Source organism: Nocardiopsis sp. NPDC101807, from assembly GCF_044766605.1.
In the GTDB taxonomy this organism is placed as follows: Bacteria; Actinomycetota; Actinomycetes; order Streptosporangiales; family Streptosporangiaceae; genus Nocardiopsis; species Nocardiopsis tropica.
In genome coordinates this window covers 65,693-89,152 of sequence record NZ_JBIWMK010000012.1, presented here as the reverse complement: position 1 = coordinate 89,152, position 23,460 = coordinate 65,693, and the positions used below count along the sequence as shown (strand labels likewise).

Genomic DNA, 23,460 nt, shown 5'->3' with positions numbered 1-23,460 from the left:
GCTACGCGCGCGGGCGGACAGTCGGAGCCACGCGGAACACACGGCGGCTCCGGGGTTCCCGGCCGTCGCGGCGGACGCCACGGCCCCGCCGCGGCGGCGGGGCTTGACCGTGCCGTAGGGGCATGGTTTCCCATGGATGCCGTCGGCGCGTCCGCGCCGAGGGGCGGCAACCTCGAGGAGGGACGGGCATGGCCTGGAGCACCCGGCAATTGGCGGAGCTCGCCGGCACGAGCGTGCGGGCGGTGCGGCACTACCACGAGGTGGGCCTGCTGGAGGAGCCTGAGCGGCGCTCCAACGGCTACAAGAGCTACGGGGTGGCGCACCTGATCCGGGTCCTGAGGATCAAGCGCCTGTCGGAGCTGGGGTTCTCCCTGGCCCGGATCGCCGAGATGGGCGAGGCCGAGTCCTACCCCGACGAGGCGCTGCGGAGCCTGGACGCCGAACTGGAGGCCACGATCGAGCGGCTCCAGCGGGTGCGCCTGGAGCTGGCCCTGGTCCTGCGCAAGTCGGCGCCCACCGAACTCCCGCCCGAGATGGCGCTCGCCACCGCCGACGTGGACATGAGCGAGGCCGACCGCTCGTTCGTCGTCGTCATGACGCGGTTGATGGACCCTTCCGCGATGAGCTCCTACAGCGAGGCGCTCAAGGACCGCCGGGTCGTCGAGGAGGAGGCCGAATTCGACGACCTGCCCGAGGACGCCGACGAGGAGACGCGCCGCGAGCTGGCGGAGCGGCTCGCCGGACCCGTCCGCGGCCTCCTCGCCGACCACCCCGTGCTGGGGGACCTGGACATGATCGCGCCGAAGCGCCTCCGGTACGCCGCGGAGACGAGCGTGACCGCGCTCAAGGAGCTCTACAACCCCGCCCAGGTCGACGTCATGATGCGCCTGGGGAAGATCCTGCGGGACGACCCGCCCGCGTCCTCGCGGGACGAGGGGGCCTGACCGCGCACGCGCCCGGCGCGGCGCGGGAGGCGTGCCCGCCGCCGGACGCGGGTCCGACACCGGGGCCGACACATCGACACGGCCGTGTGTCGACCCGTCGACATGGCGACCCGGAGCCCTCACGCCCCCGGCGCCGCGTGCGCGGGCACGGCCGGGGGCGCCCTCGTGACGCCCCCGGCACGGCCGCCCCTCCGGCCCGGGGCGCATCGGCCCAGGTGAACGGAGGACGTGCCGTTCGGAGTCCGTGTCCTGTCCCCCGTGCGAGCGACACGCAGGTGTCCACCGTGCGGTGACGACGCCGCCCCGCCGGATCCGTAGCGTTCTCCCCAGTCGCCGCGTTCCGTCCGCGCGGCGCGGGCAGCCCCCGCTCCCCGACGGACCGCACGGCCCGTGTCGCGGTGTCACCGCCGCGGTGAACGGCGCCGACGCCCCCGGCGACGTCCGCTCCCTCGACCCGTTCCTCTGGAGGACCCCATGCCCCGCACCACCCGGGCGACCGCGCTGACCGCGCTGTGCTGCACCGTCGCCGTCACGGCGCTCACCGGATGCGGGCCGCTCTCCGACGTGCGGTCCGGCCTGGACGAGGTCCGGACCGACCTGGAGACGGCCGCGGAGGACGTGATGACCGACGGGGAGCTGTTCACGGGAACCAAGACGCTCGACGTCGAGGGCGGCTCCCTGAACGTGTCCTGCTCCGGCCTCCCGGCGGACGACCGGCCGGTCGTCGTCCTGATGGCCGGGATGGGCGACGGGCTGGACACCATGGCCGACCTCCAGGAGACCCTGAGCGAGGGTGACCGGGTCTGCTCCTACGACCGGTTCGGCGAGGGCGGGAGCGACCAGCCGGACGGCCCCCAGAGCATCGCCGACGTCGGCGAGACCCTGACCTCCGTCCTCGACGACATCGCCGGCGACGGACCGGTCGTCCTGGTCGGCCACTCGCTGGGCGGGCTGATCGCCGCCCGCTACGCCCCCGACCACCAGGACAGGGTCGCGGGACTGGTCCTGCTGGACGCCACGTCCCCGACGATGCTCGACGACATCACCGGCGTGATCCCCGAGACGGCCACCGGACCGGGCGCCGAGGTGCGCGCCCAGAACCTCGCCGTGTTCGAGGGCGAGAACCCGGAGCGGATCGTCATCGAGAGCGACCCGGAGGTGCGCTCCGCCGGGGACATCCCGACGGAGATCATCCAGCACGGGGTGCAGTACCTCGGGGAGATCCCCGAGTACGGCGCCGACCTGGAGCGCGTGTGGGCCGAGGGCCAGGAGAAGTGGAGCGGGGTCTCCGGCCTCAGCGAGCTCAGCACCGCGGAGGAGAGCGGGCACTACATCCACGTCGACCAGCCCGAGATCGCCGTCGAGGCCGTCCGGCGCGTCACGGACCAGGCCGCCGCCTGACGCCGGGCACGCGCCCGGCCGCGCTGCGGCCCGGCGAGCCGGAACGTCCCCGACGCGCGCCGCGTGCTCCCGTCGGGGACGTCGGCGCGTCCGTGCCCTCCGCAGCCGGGTCGACACGTCGACCCGGCCCCTCGTCGACTCGGCCGTTTGTCGACACGGCGACAGGCGGACACCGCCGCCCGTCTCCGAGAGGGCACGGGCACTCGCGCGCAGGGTCTCAGGCCCCCGGCCGGACATGCTCCGCGCCCTCTCCCACGGGCCGGGAACCGGGAGAGGGCGCGATACGTCGGATTCTGCGCGGACACGGCGAAGAGGGGTGGACGGTGAGCGGGAAAGCCGGACAAGGGGCAGGGGTCGCGATAGGGCTGGCGGTGGGGATCGTCCTCGGGACGGCCTTCGACAACCTGGCTCTCGGGATCGTGCTGGGGGCACTGCTGGGGGCGGCTGTCGGGGCGATCGGCACGAGGCGCTCGACCTCTTGAACCCGCCTCCGTCGGAAGCGCCCCACCGGCACTGTCCGCGGGGCGCTTCCGCGTGCGCGACCCGGATCCGGGCTCCGCGAGCAGCCGATGCCGTACTTTCCAGCAGTACGCGAAAGGCCCCCCGGGTGACCGGGGGGCCTTTTCGTGGGTGGGCGTACCAGGACTTGAACCTGGGGCCTCATCCTTATCAGGGATGCGCTCTAACCGACTGAGCTATACGCCCTCGTTCCGAGGAAACTCTACCGCACCCACAGCACCCGGGCGAACCGGAGACCTGACGCGGAAGCGAAGGGAGACACGGCCTCCGCGCCCCTCTTCACTTCCCATTTTACCCCTGGACGGGAGTGCTCCGTACGCGCCTCGGCCCGGCCCTCCAGGGGAGGACCGGGCCGAAAGGGCCTACTCGGCCTCGGACAGCGTCACGTCCACGCCGCCGACCAGGTCGGCGACCAGGTTGTAGACCATCGCGCCCACGGTGGACAGCGCCGTGATCAGCACGATGTTCAGCGCGCCGACCACACCGGTGTAGCCGAGCACGCGTCCCGGCGAGAACCACGCGGCCGGGTTCAGGCCGAGCTCGCCGTCACCGCCGTCGCCCTCCAGGAGGGCGTCGATCATGCTGCTCAGCTCCTCGAAGACGCCCAGCATCGACAGCGTCGCGTAGATGACGGTGATCGCCACGAACAGGACGATGAAGCAGACCAGGGAGACGACGAAGCTGAACTTCATCACCGACCAGGGCTCCACACGGGAGACCGTCAGGTGCGCCTTCCGACTGGACAAGGTGGCCTTCACTGCGTTCGGGCCCTCGGGCACCGAGGCCTTCGTTTCGGTCACTGGCGTTCCCCCCGCCTCAGCGCGGTCCTCCGTCACGGACTCCTCCTCCGCCGGGTCGGCCGGCGCGGACACGGGGACGACGGGCTCCTCGGCCGCTGCCGGGGCCTTCCCGGGCTCCGGCTCGGCCTCGGGCTCGGCGTGGGCCTTCGCGTCGTCTCCGGACTCCTCGACGCCCTCGCTCGCGGGCGTCACGGCGGTCCCGGTGACCTCCGCCCCGACAGTGTCCCTCTCGGCCGTCTCCATGTCCTCGACCCCGGCGGTTCCTGCCGTGTCCGAGTCGGATTCGTTCGTGGTGGTGTTCCGCTGGTTGTCAGACATAGAAACGTTACCGCTGGACTTTCGTTGAGAACGGGTGATTGAGGCGGTCGGACCCCGTGGGGTTCGCGAAGCGAACCCCACGGTCCTTATCGGGCTTAACGCGCAGTCTAGGCCTCAGGGTTGCGATCCCCGTCGACCGCGTTTCCGTCCGTGTCGGCGGTGGCCTCGGCGGCCTCCGCCACCTCGGCCGCCACGGCGTCGGCCTCGGCCTCTTCCGCGGCCTCGGCGTTGCGCGCCACCGCCACGATCTTGTTGCCCTTGTCGAGGTTCATCAGGCGGACGCCCATGGTGGTGCGGCCCGACTGCTTGACCTCGGAGGCCCCGGTGCGGATGACGCCGCCCCCGGACGTGATCGCGAAGATCTCGTCCACCTCGGGGTCCACCATCATGGCGCCGACCAGCTTGCCCCGGGCCTCGACGACCTTGGCCGTCAGGACGCCCTTGCCGCCCCGGTTCTGCACCGGGTACTGCTCGGAGGGGGTGCGCTTGGCGTAGCCGTTCTCGGTGGCGACCAGGACGTCGGTGGAACCGTCGTCCGGACGGATGACGTCCATGCTGAGCAGGTAGTCGCCCTCCAGGAACCGCATGCCGATCACACCGCTGGTGGCGCGGCCCATCGGCCGCAGCGACTCGTCGGAGGCCGGGAAGCGGATCGCCTGGGCGTCGCTGGAGATGAGCAGCAGGTCGTCGTCGGGGAAGACGAGGCGGGCGGCGATCAGTTCGTCCTCGTCGCGGAGGTTGATCGCGATGATGCCCGCCGCGCGCGCCGAGTCGAAGTCCTCCAGGCGGGACTTCTTGACCAGGCCCTCACGGGTGGCGAGCACCAGGTAGGGCGCGGCCTCGTAGTCGCGCAGCGCCATGATCTGCGCGATCTCCTCGCCCGGCTGGAACGGCAGCAGGTTCGCGACGTGCTGGCCGCGCGCGTCGCGCGCCGCCTCCGGCAGCTCGTACGCCTTCGTCCGGTACACCCGGCCCTGGTTCGTGAAGCACAGGATCCAGTGGTGGGTGGTGGTGACGAAGAAGTGCTGGACGATGTCGTCCTGCTTGAGCTGGGCGCCGCGCACGCCCTTGCCCCCGCGCTTCTGCGCCCGGTAGTTGTCGATGCGGGTGCGCTTGGCGTATCCACCGCGGGAGATCGTGACGACCACGTCCTCCTCCGCGATGAAGTCCTCCATGCGCATGTCGCCCTCGAACGGGATGATGTGCGTGCGCCGCTCGTCGCCGTACTTCTCGACGATCTCCCCGAGCTCCTCGCGGATGATGCTCCGCTGGCGGACGTCCGAGGCGAGGATGTCGTTGTAGTCGGCGATCTGGGACATCAGCTCGTCGTACTCGGCGGTCAGGGCGTTGCGCTCCAGCGCGGCGAGCTTGCGCAGCTGCATGTCGAGGATCGCGCGGGCCTGGATGTCGTCGATCTCCAGGAGGCCCATCAGGCCGGTGCGCGCCTCGTCGGCGGAGGCGCTGGCCCGGATGAGGTTGATGACCTCGTCGATGCGGTCCATGGCGCGCAGCAGCGCGCGCAGGATGTGGGCCCGCTCCTCGGCCTTGCGCAGCAGGTACTTGGTGCGCCGGACGATGACCTCGACCTGGTGCTTGACCCAGTGGCGGATCATCTGGTCCAGGCGCAGGGTCCGCGGCACGCCGTCGACCAGCGCGAGCATGTTCGCGCCGAAGGTCTCCTGGAGCTGCGTGTGCTTGTAGAGGTTGTTGAGGACCACCTTGGCGACGGCGTCGCGCTTGAGCACGATGACCAGCCGCTGGCCGGTGCGGCCGCTGCTCTCGTCCCGGACGTCGGCGATGCCGGTGATCTTGCCGTCCTTGACCAGGTCGGCGATCTTCAGGGCGAGGTTGTCCGGGTTGACCTGGTAGGGCAGCTCGGTGATGACCAGGGTCTGGCGTCCCCGGCGGTCCTCCTCGACCTCGACCACGGCGCGCATGGTGATGGAGCCGCGACCGGTGCGGTACGCCTCCTCGATGCCGCGCTTGCCGACGATGAGGCCGCGGGTCGGGAAGTCGGGGCCCTTGACGCGCTGGATCAGCGCGTCGAGCAGCTCCTCGTCCCCGCTCTCCGGGTTGTCGAGGTACCAGTTGACCCCGTCGGCGATCTCGCGCAGGTTGTGCGGCGGGATGTTGGTCGCCATACCGACCGCGATACCCGAGGAGCCGTTGACCAGCAGGTTCGGGAACCGGGCCGGGAGGACGACGGGCTCGGAGGAGCGGCCGTCGTAGTTGGGCCGGAAGTCGACGGTCTCCTTGTCGATGTCCCGGAGCATCTCCATGGCCAGCGGGGCGAGCTTGCACTCGGTGTACCGCATGGCGGCGGCCGGGTCGTTGCCCGGGGAGCCGAAGTTGCCGTTGGGGTCGACCAGCGGCATCCGCATGGACCACCACTGGGCGAGGCGCACGAGGGTGTCGTAGATGGCGCTGTCGCCGTGCGGGTGGTAGTTGCCCATCACGTCGCCGACGACGCGGGCGCACTTGAAGTAGCCGCGGTCGGGGCGGTAGCCGCCGTCGTACATCGCGTAGAGCACGCGCTGGTGGACGGGCTTGAGGCCGTCGCGGACGTCGGGGAGGGCGCGGCCGACGATGACCGACATCGCGTAGTCGAGGTAGCTGCGCTGCATCTCGACCTGGATGTCGACGGGCTCGATCCGGTCGGTCGTGCGCGGGAGCGCCTCCACCGTGGAGTCCGCACCCTCAGGGGTGTCCGGGTTGTTCGCATCCGTCACGGATGTCGATCCCTTCTACGAAGCTTGTGTTGAGCGTGGTTCACTGCCCGGGGCCTCGCCCCGGACCCGGTCCCTCTAGATGTCCAGGAAGCGGACGTCCTTGGCGTTGCGCTGGATGAAGGCGCGCCGGGACTCGACGTCCTCGCCCATGAGCACGCTGAACATCTCGTCGGCCTGGGCCGCGTCCTCCAGGCTGACCTGGAGCAGCACCCGGCGGTCGGGGTCCATCGTGGTGTCCCACAGCTCGTTGGCGTTCATCTCGCCCAGGCCCTTGAACCGCTGCACCATGTCGCGCGGGCGCGGGTCGCGCTTGCCCTCGGCGATCCCGGCCTCGATGACCCGGTCCCGCTCGGCGTCGGAGAAGGCGTAGCTGGCGTCGCTGCCGCGCTGGTCCCACTTGATCTTGTACAGGGGCGGCGCGGCCAGGTAGACGTTGCCGGCCTCGACCAGGGGCTTCATGAAGCGGAACAGCAGGGTCAGCAGCAGTGTGCGGATGTGCTGGCCGTCGACGTCGGCGTCGGCCATCAGGATGACCTTGTGGTACCGCAGCTTCTCGGCGTCGAACTCCTCGTGGATGCCGGTGCCCAGGGCGGTGATGATCGCCTGGACCTCGTTGTTCTTGAGGATGCGGTCGATCCGCGACTTCTCGACGTTCAGGATCTTGCCGCGGATGGGCAGGATGGCCTGGTTGTGCGGGTTGCGCCCGCCCTTGGCGGAGCCGCCGGCCGAGTCGCCCTCGACGATGTAGACCTCGCACTCCTCCGGGTTGGTGGACTGGCAGTCCGACAGCTTTCCGGGGAGGGAGGTGGTCTCCAGCAGGGTCTTGCGACGGGTGAGGTCGCGCGCCTGCCGGGCGGCGACACGGGCCCGGGCGGCCTGGCTGGCCTTGGACACGACGTCCTTGGCCTCGCCGGGGTTGCGCTCGAACCAGTCGCGCAGGTGCTCGTTGGTGACCTTCTGGACGAAGGACTTGGCCTCGGTGTTGCCGAGCTTGGTCTTGGTCTGGCCCTCGAACTGCGGGTCGGCGAGCTTGACCGAGATGATCGCGGTCAGACCCTCGCGGATGTCGTCGCCGGTGAGGTTGTCGTCCTTCTCCCGCAGCAGCTTCTGGTCGCGGGCGTACCGGTTGACCAGGGTGGTGAGCGCGGAGCGGAAGCCCTCCTCGTGGGTGCCGCCCTCGGCCGTGTTGATCGTGTTGGCGAAGGTGTGCACCGACGAGGTGTACGACTGGTTCCACTGCATGGCGACCTCGACCGCGATGCCGTCGCCCTCTTCCTCGAAGGAGATGATCGACGCGTGCGCCGGCTCCTTCTTGGCGTTGATGTGGCGGACGTAGTCCGAGAGGCCGTCCTCGTAGTGGAAGGTGTTGACGGTCGGACCGCCGTCGGTGTGCTCGGGCCGCTCGTCGCGGATGGTGATGGACAGCCCCTTGTTGAGGAAGGCCATCTCCTGCATCCGGCGGGCGAGGGTCTCGAACGTGAACGTCGTCGTCTCGAAGATGGAGCCGTCCGGCCAGAACGTGATCTGGGTGCCGGTCTCGTCGGTCTCCTCGCCCTTGACGAGTTCGCCCGTGGGCGCGGTCATCTCGTAGTGCTGGCGCCACACGTGGCCGTGCACGCGGATCTCCACGTCCAGTGCCGTGGACAGGGCGTTGACGACGGAGACGCCGACGCCGTGCAGGCCGCCGGAGACGGCGTAGGACTTGCCGTCGAACTTGCCGCCCGCGTGGAGCGTGGTCAGCACGACCTCGACCGCGGGGCGCTTCTCCACGGGGTGGAGGCCGACCGGGATGCCGCGGCCGTTGTCGGCCACCCGCACCCCGCCGTCGGCCAACAGGGTGACCTCGATGGCGTCGGCGTGCCCGGCCAGCGCCTCGTCGACCGAGTTGTCGACCACCTCGTAGACAAGGTGGTGCAGGCCCCGCTCTCCGGTGGAACCGATGTACATTCCGGGGCGCTTGCGTACTGCCTCAAGCCCCTCGAGAACCGTGATTGAACCTGCGTCGTAGGCCAAGTGGGAACACCCTCCTGCTGGGGACGCCTGCCGGCCGTGGCCGGGCGGACGACGGTTGGCCCTCGGCACGGTGATCGAAGGGCCGAGATGCCGCGACACCTGGGGGATCACCGTTCGCCGCATGGGCCGTCCGCCCACCCTCTCCTGGGGGCGTGGTACCGGCTACAGGCGTCTGAAGAACCGTCTCCATGATACCCCGCGCGGTACGACAAAGTGGCATTGGCGGCCCTGTGCCGCATCACAACGAACGTTCAGGGAGGGAGCCGAGTCCCTACACGCGGGAGGGGTCTCCCGCAAGTCCCGGCGCGCTTCAGTGGCGTTGGGCGGGACGCCGAGGGAGCACCGCCCGCCCCGGATCGCGCACCCCGCACCACGTACCCCCGGTAGCACACCATCCCCGGAAGGACCGCGTTCACCTGCGGCTATCCACAGCCTGTGGACGGCCCGGGCCTCCTCCGCCGCGGCGGAGGAGGCCCGGGGGACCCTTCAGCGGCGCCGGAAACCGGGGCCCCGGACCTTGATCGCGACGACCGTCCCGTCGCCCAACTCCTCGTTGAGGCGGCGCATCAGATCGCGCACCATCGCTCGTGCGTGGGCTGCCATCGTCGGCGAATCGGCCACTACGACCAGTTCACCCTCCGAATAACTTTCAGGGCGCAGGTGCTCGGCATTGAATTCGCCCACGATGTCCGACCAGCGGCCGAAGACGCCCCCGATCGCCACCTGCTCCTGCCACCCGTGCTCGATGAGCCAGGTCCGCACGGCCTCGCCGAACAGCTGCGGCTCGTTGCGTGACCGCATCCGGCCACGCCTTCGCGAGCGCTGGGAGCCGCGGGGGACGGCGCCGCGGTCGCGCGCCTCGGCCCTGGCCCTCGCGAGCGCCTGGCGCGCGAGGTCGGCCCCGGACGCCACGGGCTCGGCGGGCGCCGCCGGGTCGGGCGGTGCGGACGGCGCCGGGTCGGGGGAAAGGCGTGCTCCGTCCACAGGCTGTGAACGGAGCACGCCCCCGCCGGGGGCCGACGTGCCGACCCCCGGGCCGGGGGCCGGGGATCCGCCCGGCGTGTCCACAGGCTGTGGACGGTGATCACCCACCCTCGACGGCCCCCTCGCGCACCCCGAACCGCGCCCCGTCCAGCTCCTCGGGGATGTCCTCGGCGACGGCGGCGGTCACCAGGACCTGCTCGGCGTCGCGCACGCGCTCGGCCAGCCTGCGGCGCCGCTCGCTGTCGAGCTCCGCGAACACGTCGTCCAGGATCAGCACCGGGTCGTCCCCGTCCGCTCTCAGCAGCTCGAACGCGGCGAGCTTGAGGGAGAGGGCGTACGACCAGGACTCGCCCTGGCTGGCGTACCCCTTGGCGGGCATGTCGCCGAGCTGGAGGTGGAGGTCGTCGCGGTGCGGCCCCACCAGGCTGATCCCGCGCTGGAGCTCCTTGTCGCGCGCCTCCGCCATGGCCGCGCGGAGGGCGTCCGCGAGCCGGGGCCGCTCCTCGGGCAGCCCGGCGCCCTCCGGAGCCGCGGAGCTCCGGTAGTGGGGGACCGCCGGCCCGCCCGAGTCGGTCAGTCCGGCGTAGGCCGCCCCGATCCTCGGTCTCAGCTCCTCCACCAGGGCCAGCCGTGCCGCCAGCAGCTCCGCCCCCGCCTCGGCCAGGTGGTCGTCCCAGATCTCCAGCGTGCTCAGGTCGGGCGCCGCGCGCTGCTTGAACATGCGGCTGGAGGCCGACTTGAGCAGGGCGTTGCGCTGCTTGAGCACCCGGTCGTAGTCGGAGCGCACGCCCGCCATGCGGGGCGTGCGGGCCACCAGGAGGTCGTCCAGGAAACGGCGCCGCTCACCGGGGTCGCCCTTGACCAGGGCCAGGTCCTCCGGCGCGAACAGCACCGTGCGCAGGATCCCCAGCACGTCGCGCGGCCGGCCGGCGGCGGCCTGGTTGATCCGGGCGCGGTTGGCGCGGCCGGGGTTGAGCTCCAGGTCCACCACCATGGACCGGTCGTCGCGGACGACCTTGGCCCGGACGATGGCGCGGGGCGCACCCATGCGGACCAGCGGGGTGTCGGAGGAGACCCGGTGGCTCCCCAGGGTGGCCACGTAGCCGATCGCCTCGACGAGGTTGGTCTTGCCCTGGCCGTTGGACCCGACGAACACGCTCACGCCCGGGGCCAGCTCCAGCAGCGCGGACTCGTAGGAGCGGAAGTCGGCCAGTTGCAGGTGGGATACGTACATCCGGCCTTCCTCCTGGGGCTGGAGCGCGGACTTCGGGCGGAGAAGGGTGCGGTGGTCCCGGGGACGGGCACGAGGGCGCGTCCCCGGGGAGCGCGGTGCGGGAGCCCCGCACCCGGGCGTACGGCACGGTCCGTGCCGGAGCGCGGGCCCCAGGCCCCGGGGGAGAGGGGGTGACGGCCTAGGGCTCGTCGTGGTCGTCGGCGGCGCCGGCCTTGGTGACGGCGTGGCCGCCGAACTGGTTGCGCAGCGCGGCGACGACCTTCATCGCGGGGCTGTCGTCCTGGCGGGAGGCGAACCGGGCGAAGAGCGCGGCGGTGATCGCCGGGGCCGGGACGGCGAGGTCCACGGCGGCCTGGACCGTCCAGCGGCCCTCGCCGGAGTCCTGGGCGTAGCCGCGCAGCTCCGCCAGGTCCGGGTCCTGCTCCAGGGCCCGGGAGAGCAGGTCGAGCAGCCACGAGCGCACGACCGTGCCCTCGCGCCAGCTCTCGAACGTGCCGGGCACGTCGTCCACGACGTCGGAGGCGGCCATGAGCTCGTAGCCCTCGGCGAAGGCCTGCATCATGCCGTACTCGATGCCGTTGTGGACCATCTTCACGAAGTGGCCGGCGCCGACGCCGCCGGCGTGCACGAAGCCGCCGCCCTCGTCGGGGGTGAGGGAGTCGAAGACCGGGCGTGCCCGCTCGATGTCGGACGCCGCGCCGCCGACCATGATGCCGTAGCCGTTCTGACGGCCCCAGACCCCTCCGCTGACCCCGGCGTCGACGTAGCCGACGCCCCTGGCCGCCAGGGCCTCGGCGCGGGTGCGGTCGTCGACGTAGTGGGTGTTCCCGCCCTCGATGACGAGGTCGCCCGCCTCCAGGAGGCCGCCGAGTTCGGCGACGGTGGCGGAGGTGGGCTCTCCCGCGGGGACCATCACCCAGACGGTCCGCGGAGCCGCCAGGCGGCCGACCAGCTCGGCCAGGGTGTCGACGTCGCGCTCCTCCGAGGCGACGTCGTAGCCGATGACCTCATGGCCCTTCTCCCGGAGCCGGGCGGCCATGTTGCCGCCCATCTTGCCGAGACCGATCATGCCGATCTGCATGGTTGTACTCCCCTTCGCCACCTGCGGATGGACGCCGACCGGCCCGGGGCGGAAGCCGCGGGCCGGGTCCGGCGGACGCCAGTCAATCGAACCTGTCCGGATCAGCCGGGCTGGCGCACCGGCATGATCAGGTAGCGGTACTCGGGGGCCGAGCCCTCCTCCGCCGGCTTCCCGGTGAGGATGGACGGCTTGGTCGAGGTGGTGAAGTTCATGCGGGCGACGTCGGTGCCGATGGCGCCGAGCCCGTCCAGCAGGAACCCGGAGTTGAAGGCGATCTGGATGTCGTCGCCGTCCAGATCGGCCTCCAGGACCTCGACCGCCTGGGCCTCCTCGCCCGTACCGGCCTCCAGGACCAGCTGGCCCTGGGTGAAGGAGAGTCGCAGCGGGGTGTTGCGCTCGGCCACGAGCGAGACGCGCTTGACCGCCTCGACGAACTCGGCGCGCCCCACCTCGGCGACCGAGTTGAACGTGTCCGGCAGGAGCGCCCGGTACTTGGGGAACTCGCCGTCGAGCAGGCGCGTGGTGGTGCGGCGGCCGCCGCCCTCGAAGCCGATCATGCCCTCGCCGGAGTCGCTGCTGGCGAGCGCGATGGAAATCTCGGCGCCGGAGGTCAAAGACTTGGCGGTGTCGTGGAGCGTCTTGGCCGGGACCAGCGCGACCGCGGAGAGGTCGGGGTTCTCGGGCTTCCAGGTCAGCTCGCGCACGGCCAGGCGGTAACGGTCGGTGGAGGCGAGCGTGATCGTCTCGCCCTCGATCTCGACGCGGACGCCGGTGAGCATCGGCAGGGTGTCGTCGCGCCCGGCGGCGACGGCCACCTGGCTGACGGCGGCGGCGAAGGCGTCGCTGCCGATGGTCCCGCTCACACCGGGCATCTCCGGGAGCGTGGGGTAGTCCTCGACCGGCATGGTGTTCAGCGTGAACTTCGCGCTGCCGCCGGTGACGACGACCTTGGAGCCGTCGGTGGCGATCTGCACGGCCTGGGGGGGAAGGTTGCGGGTGATCTCGGCGAGGAGCTTGCCGGTGACCAGGACCTGGCCGGGCTCGTCGACCTCGACGTCGACCGCCGCCTGGGTGGACACCTCGTAGTCGAAGCCGGACAGGCGCAGCTGCTGTCGGCCCTCGAACTCGCCGGCCTCCAGCAGGATGCCGACCAGGACCGGCACCGAGGGGCGCGTCGGCAGTGTGCGCGCGGTCCAGGCGACTGCCTCGGCCAGGACGTCGCGTTCGACCCGGAACTTCACTTTCCGACTCACTTTCCGCACGACCGGCAGTACCGGTCGAAGCCTCAACGTTGCAGCTCGTGGGGTGTCTGTGGGTCTGCCGGGGTACTCCGTCGACAGGGCTGTGGACAGCGCCTGGGAGCCGGCTCGGATCCCGTAGGGGCCACCGCTCGGATGTGTGCGGCGGAGGACAGGGGCGAGACCACACGTTACCCGGATTCCTCCCCTGCCGCTGACAGCTCGGCACCGGTCTGTCGTCGCTGTCGTCTCGGGGCTTTGTCCACAGATTTTCCGCGAAGCTGTTGTGAAGCCACTCTTTGGTTAATGAAGGTGCGCAGTAGTAGTAGGGCCTGTGGATAGTGTGGATAACCATCGTTGTCGCAGGTCAGACCGCGAATTTCTGTCCACAGGTCCTGTGTGTAACCCTGTGCGTAAGTCGGGCTCCTTGTGGACAACCGAGGGTCCCTTCAGGTTGTCCACACCGCGTCCACAGGTTCGTCCACAGGTTTTCCCCAGCTTGTCCACAGCGGGGCGGGGTGTGGACGGAGAGGGCCCGGTTTCGGCGTCCACAGAGAAGGGGTGGGTTACCCACAGCTTCGACGCGGTTGTCCACAGCTTGTCCACAGGGTTGTCCACAGTTTTTCGCCTCCTCCTGTGGATAACTTCCGCGAGAAACCGCCAAAGTTTTTTTCCGACACCCTCCACAGAACCCCCGAACGCGGACAAAGAGTCTGTGCACAGGTTTTTCCACAGGGCCTGTGCCCGCCATGTGCCGTGAACAGGGGCGGAGCGCCGCACGACTCTCGCGGGCACCGGTGTGGGGAGGGCAACAGCGGGGGCGTCGGCCCCGGAACCAGGCGAAACGGAGAGTGTCGCGGACGAACCGCAGCGGTCCCGCGCAGGGGCCGTGAACCCTGCCGAGACGGGGCGTTCGTCCCCACAGGGCTGTGGATAACTCCGGGGGAGGCGGCAGGCGGGGCACCCGGGGGACAAGTCGTCATGTCGCCCCGTCGACGTGGCGACACGGCCGCAGGAGCCGGGGCACGGCCCCGCCCGGTCCGTACGAGGGTGTGAGGGGGAGCCGTCCCGCGTCCCCGGGCGCCCGCTGGGGCCGCACGGGGGGAGGGGGCTCTGAGGACAGGGGGCGGGAGCCGTGGAGGGGCCCGCCGTTCGGCGGGCCCCTCCACGGGTCGGAAAGCGGGATCAGGGCAGCGAGGGCTGGTCCTTGATGCGGCTGGTCAGCTCGTGCACCTGGTTGTAGATCGACCTGCGCTCGGCCATCAGCGCACGGACCTTGCGGTCGGCGTGCATGACCGTGGTGTGGTCGCGCCCGAACTGCTGCCCGATCTTGGGCAGCGACAGGTCGGTCAGCTCCCGGCACAGGTACATGGCGATCTGCCTGGCGGTCACCAGGACCCGGGAACGCGACGTCCCGCACAGGTCCTCGACCGTCAGGCCGAAGTACGCGGCCGTCTGGGACATGATCGCCCCGGCCGTGACCTCCGGGACCTCCGTGCTGGGGACCAGGTCGCGCAGGACCTGGCTGGTGAGGTCCAGGTCGACCGACTGCCGGTTGAGGCTCGCGAAGGCGGTTACGCGGATCAGCGCGCCCTCCAGTTCGCGGATGTTGGTGGAGATCTTGCTGGCGATGAACTCCAGGACCTCCGGCGGGGCAGCCAACCCCTCCTGCGCGGCCTTCTTGCGCAGGATCGCGATCCTCGTCTCGAGTTCGGGCGGCTGGACGTCGGTGAGCAGGCCCCACTCGAACCGGCTGCGCATGCGGTCCTCCAGCGTGGTCAGCTGCTTGGGCGGCCGGTCGCTGGAGATGACGATCTGCTTGTCGGAGTTGTGCAGCGTGTTGAAGGTGTGGAAGAACTCCTCCTGCGTCTGCTCCTTGTTCTCCAGGAACTGGATGTCGTCCACCAGGAGGACGTCGATGTCCCGGTAGCGGCGGCGGAACCCGTCCGCCTTGCCGTCCCGGATCGAGTTGATGAACTCGTTGGTGAACTCCTCGGAGCTGACGTAGCGCACACGCGAACCCTCGTAGAGGCGGTGCGTGTAGTGCCCGATGGCGTGCAGCAGGTGCGTCTTGCCCAGCCCGGAGCCGCCGTGGATGAACAGCGGGTTGTACGCCTTGGCGGGGGCCTCGGCCGCCGCGACCGACGCCGCGTGCGCGAAGCGGTTGCTGGAGCCTATGACGAAGGTGTCGAACGTGTACTTGGGGTTCAGCCGCGCGTGCTCGCCGGGGGGGACCTCGGGCGAGCGCCCCGGAGGCGGGGCGGGGGAGGGCGCAGCGGGCCTGGGCGACGCCTGGACGGGCTCGGGCGGGGGCTCGGTGGCGGGGGCCGGGGCCTGGGCGGTCTCGTCCGCCCCCTCCTCGGGCCGGCGGTCCCCGGCCGCGAACGGCTCGGCCCCGGCGGCCGGGCCGCGCGGGGTTTCCCAGCGGTTGGGCTGGTCCCAGCCGGGCCCGCTCCAGCTCTGCTGCTGCCACGACTCCGGTTCGGGCCGGCCCTCCCGGGCGGAGGGCTGCTCCCACACGGGGGAGGTCGGGGTCTCCTGCGGTGTGGCGAACGTCTGCTGGACCCAGGGCGCCGGGACGTCGCGGGCGGCGTACGCCGACGGGTCCCGGCCGTCCGGGGCGGGGCCCGCGTGCGGATCCGTCTGACCGGCCGGGGGCACGGGGCCGCCGTCCGCGGCGTAGGCGTCCGCGGGAGGGGTGGGACCGAGCAGGTCGGCGTGTCCGGCCTCCCCCGACGGTCCGGCGGGCCACTGCCGCTGGGCCGCCGGCGCGTGGTGGGCGCCGGCTCCTGCGGCGGCGTCCTCCCGGGCGTGTCCGGAGGGGGCGTCCCCGCCACCCGGGAACCCGGCCTCCTGCGGCGACGCCGGGCGCGCGTGCTGGCCCCGGGCGCCGGTCCGCGCCTGCGGGGCCGGGCCGTGGGGGGCGGCGGGGGCCGTCGGCGAGGACGGCCCGGCCGAGGCGACGCCGGGCGTGCCGGGGGAGAAGGTGCGCCCGCGGTCGGCCTCCCCGCCCCGCGAGGCCGGGGAGCCGTAGGGGGCCGACGGCGCGGGGGTGGGGGGCGGGGTCGGCACGGCGGTCGGGTCGACCGTCACCGCGACCCGGATCTCCCGTCCCAGGTGGGCGGAGAGCGCCTTGCTGATGGCGGGGTAGAGGCGCGTCTCCAGCACCTTCTTGGTGAACTCGTTGGGCGCCGCGATCAGCGCGGTGTCCTCGATCAGGCCCAGTGGCCGGGTCTGCGGCAGCCATGCCCTCTGGTGCGCTGGCAGGGAGTCGTTGTCGATCCCGTCCAACACGCTGGACCAGACCATTGCGAGGTTGACCTGTGCGTCAGCCAAGGTGACCTGCCATGGGTGCTGTCCCTTCGGTGCGGATCTGTGCGTTGCGGGTGGAGCGGGAGGGGACGGGAGACGGGGGCCCGCGGAGTGTCGTCGGTCATGCGCCGCGGGAGCCGGAGGCCTCGGGGAGCGGCTTCCCATTGTCCTCCCCCCGGGACAGTGCCGGGGCAGGGGAACGCGGCCGGGTGGGCGTTTCGGTGCGGTTTGATCCTGTGGACAACCTCACTGACCGGGACCGGACGCGCATGCGGGCACGGTGGGGTATCCACAGATCCAGGGCGTTGTCCACAAGTTGTCCACAGGTTTATCCACAGGATGACAGATCTCTGTGCACAGTGCAGAGTTATCAACAATGTGCAGGTCAGTGCATGTGAAGGCGGGGCGGTTCGCGGTCCGGCGCGGGGGCGGAGCGGCGGCGTCACAAGTTATCCACAGGCTGAGGTTATCCACAGGAGTGGGAGGACGCGGAAGTCGCGCGGACCTGTGGACAACAAGTTGTCCACAGGATGGTGGGCCCCGGCGCCGGAGGGCCCGGGCCCGGACGGCCCCGGAGGCCGGTTCCCGGCGCCGGCGCGGACAGGTCTGATTTGACCGCGACCACACCAGGTCGTATCTTCTTTATGCTTATGCCGACCATCCTGCCTGCGCACGTGTCCTCACGGTTGCGCGGCTGCGGTTCATGCACCCTGGGACCCCGCATATCCTGGGGGTCCGTCGTAGTACTTTCCTGACACGCCCCTGGAGCCAGTAGTGAGCAAGCGTACGTACCAGCCGAACAACCGGCGTCGCGCGAAGGTCCACGGCTTCCGGCTGCGCATGCGTACGCGCGCCGGTCGCGCCATCATCGCCTCGCGGCGCCGCAAGGGGCGCGCGGCGCTGACCGTGAGCCACTAGGCCACGCTCAGCCCCAAGTTCTCAGGGACCGGTCCGGCCTTCTCGCCGGCCGGTCCCTTTTTCGTGGGGAGAAGTCCCGACACCGGAGGAGCGCGGATGCTGTCGCCGAGGAACCGGATGCGCCACAGTGCCGAGTTCGCCTCCGTCATGCGCTCCGGCAGGCGCTCGTCGCGCGACGCCGTGGGCGTCGTCTACCTCGCGCCGCCGCCCGCGACCGCCGACCCGGCGGTCCCCGCGGACCCGCCGCGCGTCGGCTTCGTCGTCAGCAAGGCGGTCGGGGGAGCGGTGGTGCGCAAGCGCGTCCAGCGCCGGCTGCGCCATGCCATGCGGCCCCTTTTGGCTGTTCTGCCAAACGGTAGCCTGCTGGTAGTGCGTGCCAAGCCCGCCGCCGCCTCCCTGCGGCAGGAGGACCTGGCCGCGCAACTCGACAGCGCGATCGCCGCGGTGGTGCGCCCCCGCGGATCGTCGTCGCGTCGCCGGCGCGGCCGCGGGGGAACCCGGCCGCCCGAGGCGGATCAGGCGAAGAGCGAAACAGCGGGGAACCGCCGCCCGGACGAGGGCGGAGAACGGTGGGCGAGCCGATGACCGAGCACAGACCGACGGCGTTCGCGCGTGTGCTGATCCTGCCCATCCGGGGCTACCAACGCTTCATCAGCCCGCTCTTCCCCCCGGTCTGCCGTTTCTACCCTTCGTGCAGCACGTACGCCGTCCAGGCGCTGCGGGTGCACGGAGCCCTCTACGGGTCGTGGTTGGCGATCAGGCGTATCGGCCGTTGCCACCCCTTCAACCCGGGGGGTCTTGATCCGGTTCCGCCGCCCAGGGGGCAGCGGAACGAGGAGTCCGAGGAGTCTACGGGCGAGGCCGGTCACGCCGGAACCGCTTCCGGGGACCAGTAGCTGAACCGAAGCAAATAGGAGTTGGCCGGTGCTGGACTGGCTTTACAACATCGTCGGCTGGATCTTGGTCCAGATCCACGCGGGTCTGACCTTCGTCGGCCTCGACACAGACAGCGGTTGGGCCTGGGGCCTGTCCATCGTGCTGCTCACCGTGCTCATGCGGCTCCTGCTCGTCCCGCTGTTCGTCAAGCAGATGAACACGCAGCGGAAGATGCAGGACATCCAGCCGAAGATCATGAAGCTGCGGGAGCGCTACAAGCACGACCAGCAGCGGCTCCAGCAGGAGTCCATGAAGCTGTACCAGGAGAGCGGCACCAACCCGATCATGGGCTGCCTGCCGCTCCTCCTGCAGATGCCGGTCTTCTTCGCGCTCTTCAGCGTCCTGCGGAGCGTCGCCGAGGGCAACGCCCAGTACAACTTCACGCCGGAGCTGGTGGAGAGCGCGCGCCAGGCGCTCATTTTCGCGGCCCCGGTCGCCGCGCAGTTCAACAGCTCCCCCGAGGAGCTGACGGCGCTCGGCGCCACCGACCCGATCATGGCCAAGGTCATCATCGCGATCGCCTGTGTGGTCATGGGGACCACGACCTTCCTCACCATGCGTCAGAGCATGAAGCGCAGCATCTCGCAGATGCCTGACAACCCCATGATGCAGACCCAGAAGATCATGATGTACATGGCGCCCCTCTTCGGGCTCTTCGGTCTGGCGATGCCCGTGGGCGTGCTCGTCTACTGGGTGACCTCCAACGTCTGGACGATGGTCCAGCAGCACTTCCTCTACCGCAACCAGCCCGTTCCCGGTCAGGCCGACGACAAGGCCAAGGGCGGCGCCTCCCCGAGCGGTTCCGCCAAGGGCATGCTGGGGCGAAAGAAGGCCGCCGAATCCGCTCCTGAGCCGAAGGAACAGCCTAAGATCGAACGCAAGCAGCCGAAGAAGCAGCCGCGCTCCAAGCGCTCCGGTGGCGGTTCCCAGTAGGGGCCTCCCGGCTTCGCGTCGGTTGCGGGGACTTTCGAGTGCGCAGGCGACAATGCCCCTGAGGCGTACGACGGCCAGGGCGTGATGGATGAGGAGACGGGATCGCTGTGGGCAGTAGCGAGGAAGAGAACGGTGGAGTAGCGGTGGCTGAGGCGCCTGAGGCCGGAGTCGACGTCGAGGCCCTGGAGAACGAGGGCGACATCGCCGCGGACTACATCGAGGGACTCCTCGACATCGGGGACTTCGACGGTGACATCGACATGGACGTCGAGGGCGACCGGGCGATGGTCTCCGTCGTGGGGGCCACCCTCGACGAGCTGATCGGTGAGGACGGCGAGGTGCTGGAGGCCCTCCAGGAGCTGACCCGTCTGGCCGTCCACCGGGCGACGGGCGAGCGCAGCCGGCTGATGCTGGACATCGGCGGCTACCGCGAGGGCCGCCGCAAGGTGCTCTTCCAGATCGGGACCGAGGCCGCCGACAAGGTCAAGCAGTCCGGCGAGATCCACCCGCTGGAGCCGATGACCCCGTTCGAGCGCAAGGTCGTCCACGACGCGGTGGCCGCCGCGGGCCTGCGCAGCGAGTCGGAGGGCGAGGAGCCCAACCGCTACGTCGTGGTGCATCCCGCCTCGTAGGACGAGCACCCCCCGGGGGTGTCGGTGTTTCACGTGAAACACCGACACCCCTTCTCTGTGCCCGGCCCCGCGTGCGGCGGGCGGACGGCCGGAGGTGTCCGGCCCCGGGGCGGAAGCGCCTGCCGCGCGGGGGCTCCGGCCGCCTCGCGCGGCACCGGGGCGCCAGAGCGCCGGGGCGCCGGAGCCGCGCGAGAGGGCCGCGGCGGGGTGGGCGGGTATGTCGACACATCGACGGACCGGGGTCGGCATGTCGCCGTGTCGATGTTTCACGTGAAACGCTGCGGGACAGAGAGCGGTGAGGGGGAGCGTTTCACGTGAAACACTCCCTCGGGAGGCTTTCGGAGAGTGAGGGCACACAGCGGCACCCCCTTGGGGAGGGCGTCACGTGAAACCCTGGTGCCGCCCGCACGTAGGATCATGAAGGATCTTTTCTCACGCGCGCGGAACCGTGATCCGCAGCGCGCATCCCCTCGCCGACCGATGCCGCGCCGCGCGCGGAGTCCCGGGTGCGGCGGACCGAGCATGGAAGTGACGATGGACGAGTTCCGACAGGCGGTGACCGATGACCTCGGATGTTGAGGAGCCCGGCGCCGCGCCACCCGCCCCTCCCGCACAGGCGGAGGCGGTCTTCGGTGACTCCCTGCCGAAGGCGCGGCGCTACGCCGAACTACTCGCCGACGACGGGGTGCGTCGCGGTCTGATCGGCCCCCGGGAGGTGCCCCGCCTCTGGGAACGCCACCTCATCAACTGCGCCGTCGTGGAGGAACTGATCCCCGAGGGCGCCGAGGTCGTGGACATCGGCTCGGGCGCCGGCCTCCCGGGCCTGGTGCTCGGACTGATGCGCCCCGACATCCGCATGATCCTCCTGGAGCCGCTGCTGCGCCGGACGGTCTTCCTCGACGAGGCGGTCGAGATCCTGGAGCTGTCCAACGTGGTGGTGCGCCGGGGGAGGGCGGAAGAGGCCCACGGGGAGCTGCTGACCGACTTCGTGACGGCCCGTGCCGTCGCGCCCCTGCCCCGGCTCGCCGGGTGGGCCCTGCCGCTCCTGCGCAAGGACGGCAGCCTGTTGGCCCTGAAGGGGGAGCAGGCGGAGGCCGAGCTGGCCGCCGGCCGTAAAGACGTTTCCCAAATGCGGCCGAGCGTTAGCGATGTGATCAGGGTGGGGCGGGGTAAAGTCGATCCCGCTACCACGGTCGTTCGCGTCACGGTGACATCCGACGGTGGTCCGCCCGCGCCAGCAGGTTCCCAGAAGGCGCGGGGCGGCAAGAAGAAGCGCGGACGGAAGAGGTGAACTCATTCGTGCCCCAGAATCCAGCCGACAACGCCGATGTTTCACGTGAAACATCTCCGGGCGCCTATGGAGACCTGCTCGGTGATTCACGTGAAACACCGGCCGGATCCAACTACGGCGTCCCCGACACCCCCCTCGCCCGAGCGGCCCACGCGGCCATGGCGGTTCGCGGGCACGACGAGGTCTGGCCCCGCCCGGCGTCCTGCCGGGTGATCGGCGTCGCCAACCAGAAGGGCGGCGTCGGCAAGACGACCACGACGGTGAACATCGCCGCGGCCCTGGCGATGCACGGGCAGCGGGTCCTCGTGGTCGACCTCGACCCCCAGGGCAACGCCTCCACGGCCCTCGGCATGGAGCGCGACACGCAGACCCGCTCCATCTACCACTGCCTGGTCGAGGACGAGGAGATCCGCAAACTGGCCCAGCCGGTCCCGGACATCCCGAACCTGTGGTGCGCCCCGGCCACCATCGACCTGGCGGGAGCGGAGATCGAGCTGGTCTCCCTCGTCGCGCGCGAGGCCCGGCTCAAGCGGGCCTTCGCCGCGTACGACACATCGGACCTGGACTACATCCTCATCGACTGCCCCCCGTCGCTCGGCCTCCTCACCGTCAACGCGATGGTGGCGTGCGACGAGGTGATGATCCCGATCCAGTGCGAGTACTACGCCCTGGAGGGTCTGGGACAGCTGCTCCGCAACGTGGAGCTCGTCCAGTCCCACCTCAACCCGGGGCTGGCGGTCAGCACCATCCTGCTGACGATGTACGACGGCCGGACCCGGCTCTCGCAGCAGGTCGCCGACGAGGTGCGCTCGCACTTCAAGGAGACCGTCCTGGACACCCTGATCCCCAGGAGCGTGCGCGTGTCCGAGGCGCCGAGCTACGGCCAGTCGGTGATGACCTACGACCCGGCGTCGACCGGGGCGGTGGCCTACCTGGAGGCGGCTCGGGAGATCGCCCACCGGGCGCGGGCGATCGCCGGCTGACGCCGGATGTTTCACGTGAAACACGGTCTCCGCCCGGCCGGTGGGGCCGGGCGGAAAGTTCACAAGGAGTGTGGAGGGAGTTGCCGGTGAGCCAGCAGCGGCGCGGTCTGGGCAAGGGACTGGGGGCGCTGATCCCGCAGGGGCCGCCCGCCCCCGCCCCGGCGGAGAGAGAGCGGGAGACGGCACCGCCGCCCGCGCCGGAGCCGGTGGAGGTGCGCGACACGGAAGCGGCGCCCGGTCCGGCCGAGATGCCGGACGGCACGTACCTGGAGGAGGTCAAGCTCTCCGACGTACGGCCCAACCCCCGTCAGCCCCGGAAGTACTTCGACGACGAGGCGCTGGAGGAGTTGCGGGAGTCGATCGTCGAGGTGGGCCTGCTCCAGCCGGTGGTCGTGCGCAAACTGCCGGTCGGAGCGGAGGTCGGCTTCGAGTTGATCATGGGGGAGCGGCGGTTCCGCGCGAGCAAGCTCGCGGGACTCGAACGCATCCCGGCGATCGTCCGCAGGACGGACGACGACGAACTGCTCCGTGAGGCGCTCCTGGAGAACCTCCACCGGCAGCAGCTCAACCCCCTGGAGGAGGCGGCCGCGTACCAGCAGATGCTGGACGACTTCGGCACCACCCAGGCGGAGCTGGCCCACCAGGTCGGCAAGTCGCGCTCGCACATCACCAACACCCTGCGCCTGCTGAACCTCCCCGGCAAGGTGCAGACGCGTGTGGCCGCCGGGGTGCTCAGCGCCGGACACGCGCGGGCGCTCCTGGGGCTGGAGGATCCCGAGCTCCAGGACCGGTTCGCGGTCCGCGTCATCGAGGAGGGGATCTCGGTCCGCTCCCTGGAGGAGATGGTCGCGCTCCGGGAGGCGCCGGACGACGACCGGCCCCGGAGGGCCGTCGAGCGGATCGCCAACCCGCCCCAGGTCGACGAGTGGGCCACGCGCCTCTCCGACCGCTTCGACACCACGGTCAAGGTCCAGATGGGCCGCAAGAAGGGCAAGATCGTGGTGGAGTTCGCGACACCGGAGGACCTGGCCCGCATCATCGGGCAGATGGACGTACAGAACCCCTAGCGTCCCCGGAGCGGGGGTGGGGGGGGGGGTTTTAACGGGAAAACCCCCCCCCCCCCCGCCCGGCCCCCCGGGCCGGCCGGGTGCCCCGGGAAAACCCCCCCCCGGGGGGGCGGGCCCCCGGGGGCGG

Annotated in this window: 19 protein-coding genes and 1 tRNA gene; 11 read left to right on the top strand and 9 right to left on the bottom strand. The window is 70.9% G+C overall.

Annotated elements, in window-relative coordinates; genetic code table 11:
• The first annotated feature begins 188 nt into the window (after positions 1-188).
• The 3 genes from ACIRPH_RS29405 to ACIRPH_RS29395 all read left to right on the top strand — a co-directional run bounded on the left by ACIRPH_RS29405 (position 189) and on the right by ACIRPH_RS29395 (position 2,827).
• Entirely contained in the window at positions 189-944 is a 756-nt protein-coding gene (locus tag ACIRPH_RS29405; RefSeq protein WP_402920091.1) for a MerR family transcriptional regulator, read from the top strand.
• A 474-nt stretch (positions 945-1,418) separates the two neighbouring features.
• A complete protein-coding gene (locus tag ACIRPH_RS29400) occupies positions 1,419-2,345 on the top strand; it encodes an alpha/beta fold hydrolase (RefSeq protein ID WP_402920088.1) in 927 nt (308 codons plus the stop codon).
• A 323-nt stretch (positions 2,346-2,668) separates the two neighbouring features.
• Complete coding sequence (locus ACIRPH_RS29395) at positions 2,669-2,827, top strand: hypothetical protein (RefSeq protein ID WP_402920085.1); 159 nt, start codon at positions 2,669-2,671, stop codon at positions 2,825-2,827.
• A 149-nt stretch (positions 2,828-2,976) separates the two neighbouring features.
• Here the strand turns inward: ACIRPH_RS29395 and ACIRPH_RS29390 are convergent.
• From ACIRPH_RS29390 to dnaA, 9 genes are all read right to left on the bottom strand, one after another.
• A tRNA-Ile gene (locus ACIRPH_RS29390) sits at positions 2,977-3,050 on the bottom strand.
• Positions 3,051-3,226: 176 nt separating this feature from the next.
• Positions 3,227-3,982 carry a DUF3566 domain-containing protein gene (locus ACIRPH_RS29385; protein ID WP_402920082.1) on the bottom strand — a complete coding sequence of 252 codons (756 nt, stop codon included), beginning with the start codon at positions 3,980-3,982 and terminating at the stop codon, positions 3,227-3,229.
• Between the two features lie 107 nt (positions 3,983-4,089).
• The gene (gene gyrA / locus ACIRPH_RS29380) at positions 4,090-6,711 is read right to left on the bottom strand and encodes a DNA gyrase subunit A (protein ID WP_402920079.1); all 2,622 of its coding nucleotides are present in this window, start codon (positions 6,709-6,711) and stop codon (positions 4,090-4,092) included.
• A 75-nt stretch (positions 6,712-6,786) separates the two neighbouring features.
• On the bottom strand, positions 6,787-8,724 hold the full coding sequence (gyrB, locus tag ACIRPH_RS29375; RefSeq protein ID WP_402920076.1) for a DNA topoisomerase (ATP-hydrolyzing) subunit B: 1,938 nt from the start codon (positions 8,722-8,724) through the stop codon (positions 6,787-6,789).
• Between the two features lie 486 nt (positions 8,725-9,210).
• Positions 9,211-9,708 carry a DUF721 domain-containing protein gene (locus ACIRPH_RS29370; RefSeq protein ID WP_402920073.1) on the bottom strand — a complete coding sequence of 166 codons (498 nt, stop codon included), beginning with the start codon at positions 9,706-9,708 and terminating at the stop codon, positions 9,211-9,213.
• Between the two features lie 100 nt (positions 9,709-9,808).
• Complete coding sequence (gene recF, locus ACIRPH_RS29365) at positions 9,809-10,942, bottom strand: DNA replication/repair protein RecF (RefSeq protein ID WP_402920070.1); 1,134 nt, start codon at positions 10,940-10,942, stop codon at positions 9,809-9,811.
• A 178-nt stretch (positions 10,943-11,120) separates the two neighbouring features.
• Positions 11,121-12,023, bottom strand: coding sequence for a phosphogluconate dehydrogenase (NAD(+)-dependent, decarboxylating) (gene gnd, locus ACIRPH_RS29360; RefSeq protein WP_402920067.1), 903 nt, complete (start codon positions 12,021-12,023; stop codon positions 11,121-11,123).
• A gap of 101 nt (positions 12,024-12,124) precedes the next feature.
• Positions 12,125-13,264 (bottom strand): DNA polymerase III subunit beta, encoded by a 1,140-nt coding sequence (gene dnaN / locus ACIRPH_RS29355; RefSeq protein WP_402920064.1) that lies wholly within the window; start codon positions 13,262-13,264, stop codon positions 12,125-12,127.
• Positions 13,265-14,446: 1,182 nt separating this feature from the next.
• Positions 14,447-16,570, bottom strand: a complete 2,124-nt coding sequence (gene dnaA, locus ACIRPH_RS29350) for a chromosomal replication initiator protein DnaA (protein ID WP_402920237.1) — start codon at positions 16,568-16,570, stop codon at positions 14,447-14,449.
• Between the two features lie 777 nt (positions 16,571-17,347).
• On the opposite strand from dnaA, the gene rpmH reads away from it, so the two are divergent.
• From rpmH to ACIRPH_RS29310, 8 genes are all read left to right on the top strand, one after another.
• Positions 17,348-17,491: a 50S ribosomal protein L34 gene (gene rpmH, locus ACIRPH_RS29345; RefSeq protein ID WP_013155858.1), complete on the top strand. Its 144-nt coding sequence runs from the start codon at positions 17,348-17,350 to the stop codon at positions 17,489-17,491.
• 96 nt (positions 17,492-17,587) lie between these two features.
• Complete coding sequence (rnpA, locus tag ACIRPH_RS29340; protein ID WP_402920059.1) at positions 17,588-18,076, top strand: ribonuclease P protein component; 489 nt, start codon at positions 17,588-17,590, stop codon at positions 18,074-18,076.
• The gene (gene yidD, locus ACIRPH_RS29335; protein ID WP_402920057.1) at positions 18,073-18,387 is read left to right on the top strand and encodes a membrane protein insertion efficiency factor YidD; all 315 of its coding nucleotides are present in this window, start codon (positions 18,073-18,075) and stop codon (positions 18,385-18,387) included. Before rnpA ends, yidD begins: the two co-directional genes overlap by 4 nt.
• 28 nt (positions 18,388-18,415) lie before the next feature.
• A complete protein-coding gene (gene yidC, locus ACIRPH_RS29330; RefSeq protein ID WP_267947353.1) occupies positions 18,416-19,360 on the top strand; it encodes a membrane protein insertase YidC in 945 nt (314 codons plus the stop codon).
• Between the two features lie 143 nt (positions 19,361-19,503).
• Positions 19,504-19,992: a protein jag gene (locus ACIRPH_RS29325; RefSeq protein ID WP_402920054.1), complete on the top strand. Its 489-nt coding sequence runs from the start codon at positions 19,504-19,506 to the stop codon at positions 19,990-19,992.
• Positions 19,993-20,554: 562 nt separating this feature from the next.
• Positions 20,555-21,283, top strand: coding sequence for a 16S rRNA (guanine(527)-N(7))-methyltransferase RsmG (gene rsmG / locus ACIRPH_RS29320; protein WP_402920051.1), 729 nt, complete (start codon positions 20,555-20,557; stop codon positions 21,281-21,283).
• 158 nt (positions 21,284-21,441) lie between these two features.
• Complete coding sequence (locus tag ACIRPH_RS29315) at positions 21,442-22,266, top strand: ParA family protein (protein ID WP_402920235.1); 825 nt, start codon at positions 21,442-21,444, stop codon at positions 22,264-22,266.
• 86 nt (positions 22,267-22,352) lie between these two features.
• Positions 22,353-23,333 (top strand): ParB/RepB/Spo0J family partition protein, encoded by a 981-nt coding sequence (locus ACIRPH_RS29310; RefSeq protein WP_402920047.1) that lies wholly within the window; start codon positions 22,353-22,355, stop codon positions 23,331-23,333.
• Positions 23,334-23,460: the final 127 nt, after the last annotated feature.